The 5,813-nt window shown below is 55.5% G+C and carries 8 protein-coding genes and 1 pseudogene; 4 read left to right on the forward strand and 5 right to left on the reverse strand.

Annotation, left to right across the window (positions count from 1 at the left end; translation table 11 throughout):
* Positions 1–399: 399 nt before the first annotated feature.
* Together K8V32_RS01505 and K8V32_RS01510 are read right to left on the reverse strand one after the other, a co-directional pair.
* Complete coding sequence (locus tag K8V32_RS01505; protein WP_369681028.1) at positions 400–783, reverse strand: dihydrofolate reductase family protein; 384 nt, start codon at positions 781–783, stop codon at positions 400–402.
* A 207-nt stretch (positions 784–990) separates the two neighbouring features.
* Positions 991–1,497 (reverse strand): flavodoxin family protein, encoded by a 507-nt coding sequence (locus K8V32_RS01510; RefSeq protein WP_303901792.1) that lies wholly within the window; start codon positions 1,495–1,497, stop codon positions 991–993.
* Between the two features lie 305 nt (positions 1,498–1,802).
* Between K8V32_RS01510 and K8V32_RS01515 the strand changes: the two genes are divergently transcribed.
* On the forward strand, positions 1,803–1,928 hold the full coding sequence (locus tag K8V32_RS01515; RefSeq protein ID WP_303901795.1) for a hypothetical protein: 126 nt from the start codon (positions 1,803–1,805) through the stop codon (positions 1,926–1,928).
* Between the two features lie 194 nt (positions 1,929–2,122).
* On the forward strand, positions 2,123–2,533 hold the full coding sequence (locus K8V32_RS01520) for a pyridoxamine 5'-phosphate oxidase family protein (RefSeq protein WP_303901798.1): 411 nt from the start codon (positions 2,123–2,125) through the stop codon (positions 2,531–2,533).
* A 34-nt stretch (positions 2,534–2,567) separates the two neighbouring features.
* On the opposite strand, the gene K8V32_RS01525 is transcribed toward K8V32_RS01520, so the two are convergent.
* Complete coding sequence (locus K8V32_RS01525; protein ID WP_303901801.1) at positions 2,568–3,065, reverse strand: methyltransferase family protein; 498 nt, start codon at positions 3,063–3,065, stop codon at positions 2,568–2,570.
* 350 nt (positions 3,066–3,415) lie between these two features.
* On the opposite strand from K8V32_RS01525, the gene arfB reads away from it, so the two are divergent.
* Positions 3,416–3,856, forward strand: coding sequence for an alternative ribosome rescue aminoacyl-tRNA hydrolase ArfB (arfB, locus tag K8V32_RS01530; RefSeq protein ID WP_303901804.1), 441 nt, complete (start codon positions 3,416–3,418; stop codon positions 3,854–3,856).
* Between the two features lie 350 nt (positions 3,857–4,206).
* Positions 4,207–4,839 (forward strand): M23 family metallopeptidase, encoded by a 633-nt coding sequence (locus K8V32_RS01535; RefSeq protein WP_303901808.1) that lies wholly within the window; start codon positions 4,207–4,209, stop codon positions 4,837–4,839.
* 27 nt (positions 4,840–4,866) lie between these two features.
* Here K8V32_RS01535 and K8V32_RS01540 read toward each other — a convergent pair.
* Positions 4,867–4,980 (reverse strand): annotated as a pseudogene (locus K8V32_RS01540) (Txe/YoeB family addiction module toxin); the annotation flags it as partial.
* Between the two features lie 133 nt (positions 4,981–5,113).
* Positions 5,114–5,599 (reverse strand): GNAT family N-acetyltransferase, encoded by a 486-nt coding sequence (locus tag K8V32_RS01545; protein WP_303901810.1) that lies wholly within the window; start codon positions 5,597–5,599, stop codon positions 5,114–5,116.
* Positions 5,600–5,813: the final 214 nt, after the last annotated feature.

Genomic DNA, 5,813 nt, shown 5'->3' on the forward strand with positions numbered 1-5,813 from the left:
CCATAAGTTGCAGCATCTGCGCGCAGACAAGATGATGAAACCAGCTCAGATACCGCGATAGAGACCTGTTCGAATTATATGAGCGCCGGCGTTATGATGTGCATTGATTTTCAGGATTGCCCATCTAAGCATCACTCGCCGTACTTCGCTGGAAACGCGTTATCCAGCATGGCAAAGAAGACCAACAGTCCATAACTCATGCGCGGTTGCACCACCCGAAGCATAGGGTGCCATGTGGAGGCTTCAGACCAGGTGTTGCCTGACCTTAGGTTCTGTCGTACTGAAGAAAGACGGTGCCATCGTCGAATACTCGCTGCTGTGTGAGTTTCATTTTGCGATACGCGCCCTCCGGGAGGGCTCGTCGACCTTGGCCGATCATAACCGGAACAATAGACAGTTCTAAGGATCAACCATTCCCGTGCGAAGCGCTTCAGCTGCTGTGGTGGGCCCGAAGATCTGGGTGACACCGTCGTTTCTTGCCACCATATGGCGTATATCCCTCAGGGTCAGCTCGCGAACTAACCGGCTCCCGTTGGCTGAAAAGTCGACCTTGGAGAGGGTATTGGAAACGACGATCTTGTCTATAGCTACCCAACGCTTAGCGAATTCGGTCGCTGCTGTGGAGTGCGCAGCTTGCTCACACACCGTGGACCAATGCTTCATGAGTCCATATACTCGGCGTCCAAGTATTTGGGTGGTCACTTGATGCATGCGTTGGAGATGATGTGCAAGCACTTCGTCGCTGGGAGCCGCCCATTGAAAATCTGCGTTGCTATTGGCCACGTATCCATCAAGAGAAATGGTCGCAGCATAATTCAGCATGCCCATAGTTACCGCCCCTCAAGGCTAACGAGTCGGTGTGTGGAGCCAAGTGTATAGACAACAGCGCGTTTCTTGATCGTTTATCGTCGATATAAGCCTCGATCTCACCCTGCTCTGAGGCACGGAGCAAAGAACCGCTATATAGACGTTTCCGATAGAAAAAGATAACTAGTCCACGAGTTGGATGGCGACGGTGGCTCCAAGGTCTTCAGCTGCTTCGAGATGTTCTGGTGTGACATCGCCTAGGGCTTCCAGGATTTCACCGCCACGGCGCCACCCTAAACCACCGACGATTCCTTCCACAGATCGAACCGCACCCGTGGTGTCATATCGTCCATGCACAATGAGACCATACAACCGACGACGCGCCTCGCCGACGCTATCACTAGCATTGCCTTCAGCACTCAGAGACCCGCCAATTTTCAGGAAGGTGCTGTCGAATACGTGTTTGAGTGCCCCGCTCATGTACCCGAAATTTGCCGGGGTGATGAACAAATACCCGTCAGCTTCTTGGATCACGGTCTCATCTTGTTCACCTCGTGCCCAAGCCAAAGCAGGCACGGAGGTGACTTCCACGCCCTCGATGTCAGGATGATTGGCCCCTCGCAGCGCTGCCTCAAGCAGCTGCTGTACGTTATGCGTCGGTGCGTGGTGGATCACTAAAAGTTGTTGCATGGTTCCACCATGACACGTTCAGCTAGCTGAGGTGAGTACTGGCGAAGGTTCTGGCTTCGTGATCAAAAACGGTTCCCAACTCGCGCAGCGTCCAGTCGTATCAGACGAGCCCTGAGCTGCCTAACGATCAACAACGTGAGCCAGCAGAGTATCGCGGTATTGCCATCGGTGAGATATGCAATCGAGATGGAAACAAGAAAAACTAGCGGGGCGCCCAGTAAGTCAAGAACCCGGGCACGCAGCTGGTGGCGATTCAACGGTTCGATGAGCAAACCTCGGCGGACCGCGACCTGCAACATGATCGAATGAGCAATAACTGCCAACGCAATGTTGGCGGCATAAACCGCGGTTGGCAATGGCAGCGCACCGGTGTGCGGATCGCTTGTGCTTCGCGTCGTGAAGAGGCAAGCAAAGTCACTGCAAAAGCCTAGATCTCGTCTAAAAACTCAAGCACTCGATCAAAACGAGAAGTTTCTCGCTGGTACACCGGCGTCGTCATGCTCACAGATTTATGTGCGAGTGTCACCTGAACAAGCGACCTGTGGTGGACCATGTTGTCATTTTCAGCCAGCCTGTAGCATGGAAATCGCGAGTCGAAGTACTTTCGTGTGCTGGAGAGTGGATCATGAGTTCGGTTGAGAAGCTGTCGGAAAATCAATGCTGGGAGCTATTGCGAAGCACCGAGGTGGGACGGCTGGCCGTTATCGTCGGTGACCACCCCGAGATTTTCCCAGTGAACTTTGCGGTCGATCAGGGCACCGTCCTTTTCCGTTCTGCACAAGGCACCAAGGTGACCAGCGCGTTGAGCGATGCATCGGTGGCTTTTGAAGCCGACGGTTATGACGCCCAGACGGGTTTGGTCTGGAGCGTGGTGATCAAAGGCCACGCAACGTCTTTCCGAGCGATTGACGAAGCTGTGGATTCCTTCGAAGTTGAGGTGCGCCCATGGCAAGCCGGCAAGAAGGAGCGCTTCGTACGGATCCGACCACATGAAGTCACTGGACGACGTTTCCCCAAGTCCACCCAGGATAACTAAGCTCTCAGTTGCCTGGTGTGGACGTATTGGCCGTTCAATTGCGCCGTGGGAGTCCGATCCATCGCGGAGTGATCGCCCGATACTGTTCATAGGCGGCTCCGAAACGCTGTTGGAGTACCGTTTCTTCGGCTGGGATCTGCGTTCGATCTATGACCAGTGCAAAGGCTGCAACCGGAATGAGCGCTGACCATGATCGACGCCACAGTGCATGTGCGGTCAGTAACCCAGCCAATCCCAGATACATCGGATTTCGGGTGAACCGGTTCGGCCCCTCAACCACCAGTGTGGTGGTGTCCATGGTCTTTGGGTTGACGGTCGTATGGTAACGCTGAAATTCGATCACCGCACCACCCATTAACAGCAACGATCCGGCTGCAACGAGCGCTCCGGCAGCCTTTGCTCGTTTCGTGCGCTCGCGCTTTTCGCTCAACAATACTTGGGCACCAAGAGCGCCCGCTGCCAGCACTGGTGGTGGTACATGCCGTGAAGATCGACCGGCAGTTGGATCAGCTTGCCGTTTGCTGAGGCCCATCGTGTTCACCTCTACTATCTCGTCGTTACCCTCGAGCTATTCACTCACTGGTCAGCATAGACACCCAAACGATTGCCACTGGGGCCCATACATTCGAATCGACGGCCACCGGGAAACCTATATGGGGCTTCGGCTGCCGCAAGCGTTGCGCCCGGGTCGGTGGAGAAGATCAGGACCAACGGCCCCGTGCTGGACGGCCCAGGGTTAGGGTTCAACCAACCAACTTCAGAGGCACCGTCGGCAGCTTGAGTTACCCTGCTCTCCAGTGTTCCACCAGCCGGCGTCAACGTCTATGCCACCGCAGGCGTGGGGGCAACCACCCGCATGCGTAGCACAGGTACGCTGAAGCTATGCAGGATTTGGTTGTACCAGCAGGACCCGGCGCCCCTCGAGGCTTCCGGATACCAGCAGCCGAACTGACCGAACAGTTTTCTCGGGCCTCTGGGCCCGGCGGCCAAGGTGTCAATACCGCCGATTCACGGGTACAACTCAGTCTTGACCTTGGCACAACATCAGCCCTGGACGACGTCCAACGAAAACGAGTCCTGCACCGGTTAGCTGCCCAGCTTGCTGGCACCGTACTGACCATTGATGCAGCCGAACACCGGTCCCAACGTCAAAACCGCAAGGCGGCCAGACAGCGCATGGCTGCCCTATTACGTGAGGCCGTGATGCCCGAGGTGGTGCGGCGCCCGACTCGACCCACGCGGGGATCAAAGCGTCGTCGTCTTGAAGCCAAACGGCAGCGTTCCGAAATCAAACGCAACCGCCAGCGACCGCGCCCAGAATAACGGCTACCGCCACGGCCATCTGGTACTAAAATAGTGCAGCGATCAGCACGACCAGCGGTGGAATGCCCAGAACACAGCACCCCGGTTAGGCTCCCACCTCGAGGTTACGAGATTTAGCGGGTCCATTGCGATTTCCTTGTTGCATTGGCAACAGAATGGCCATCGGCTATGCGATGGTGTGGAAGCGTGCGTACTTCAGTTGCCGTCAGTCTGGGCCACTGAGGTGAGGCGCTTGTGGAGCCATCAGATATGACAATAGCGATTTGCTTCAATTATCCGAGCACATCCCAGCGTGCAGGAGCTCGTAGGATGGAATCGTCAGGACGCACCGAGGAAGAAACGAGGCGCAGATGGCACCGGATCAACCGTTGAATCTCAGCTATCCCTTTGACGGCAAGTGGCAGGTTCGCAATAGCCCCGCGAATCGCGTGCCAAGCCACGGCACAGCGTTGTTTGGGCTCAGTTATGCCATCGATTTCGTGCCTGTGGACGACGACGGTCGCTCTGCGCCGTTTACCTTCGGCTCGCTGTTTCGGTCTGAAGCCGCCGAGGCATTTACCGGTTTTGGGCGGCCGGTGCTCTCCCCCGTCGACGGCGTAGTTGTCGGCGTGCACGATACCGAGGCTGATCATCATGCATATCGCGGTTTCCCTTCGGTCGGCTATGCGCTGACCCAGCGTCGTCGGGCTGCTGAAAGTTGGCTTGCGCTGATCGGTAATCACGTGTTGATCGAGACAGAGTATCTGACAGGAACCGCAGTGGTTGCGCTATGTCACCTGAAACAAGGCAGCGCTGAGGTGACCACCGGTCAGCGGGTGGCAGCTGGCCAACCGATTGGGCGCTGCGGCAACTCGGGCAATAGTACAGAACCCCACCTGCACCTGCATGCAGTAGACGGCCGGAATATCACGCAAGCCCATGCCATTCCCATTCAGTTCGACGGGTCAATCCCTCACAATGGGAGTATCGTTGAGCGCCGTTGAAAATTCTGTGAGCGCAGGTCTACAGACCTAATAGTGATAACGAGCCTGCAAAATGATGAGGTCGTTACCGTCTACGAGATATACCAGCCTATGTTCGTGAGTGATTCTGCGAGACCAGGCGCCAGCTGCACCATATGTCAATTATTCTGGCTTCACTTGCACTCATGGACATTTTCATTGAGGGACGTCTTTAGAGAACATTGACTAGGACCACATCATGGTACCACTACCGTCATTTTTCGAACAGGTCAAACCCGAAGAAATCACTCATCATTTAGTCAGTCAGGTCTTTGAAATATCGCGCGACGGGCCACCGCTGATAACCGGCGGCTTCATAGGTGGTTTGTGCTGTGGCATGCCCGGGATCACCTCCGGTTTCGACCATAACCATGCCCATCCCGGCTTGACGGATTGCTTGGTGCGCGTGATCCATCAACCGCTTTCCAATCCCTTGGCGCTGATATGCTGGGTCAACACACACCACATGGATCTCGCCCATATTGTCTTCGGGGTGGATCTTGATGCTGATCCAGCCGACAATCTGGTCATCCATCGTGGCGACAGTGATGTCATCGGGGTTGTCATCCAATACCGCACCAAGATCCGCAATTTGTCGTGCTTCCCAACCGTCCGGATAGAAATTATCGTAGACAAAGCCGGGGACGGCCTCTCGCATGTGTTCAAACACGGGACGCCATGCACGGAGCGCTACGTGCAGCGCTTGTGCTCGATCTGCGGGCTTATAGGGTTTAAGTTCCATTCGACGAACGCTCACTTTCATTGAGAACTGAGCTGGGTCGCATACCTAGCAGAAAATGAGGCTTCCGCTGCCATGACGAGCTCAGGCGACCGGTTCCCGCTCTTTGACTCGTCGGATAATCCGCCCAGCAATGTATACTGCGTCTCGTCCGACACCACTCATTTCACCAGAACTCATGGAATATTGGAAAACCTAACCACCTTGTTCTTGCAAA

The sequence above is a fragment of the Enteractinococcus helveticum genome (assembly GCF_020742345.1).
In the GTDB taxonomy this organism is placed as follows: Bacteria; Actinomycetota; Actinomycetes; order Actinomycetales; family Micrococcaceae; genus Yaniella; species Yaniella helvetica_A.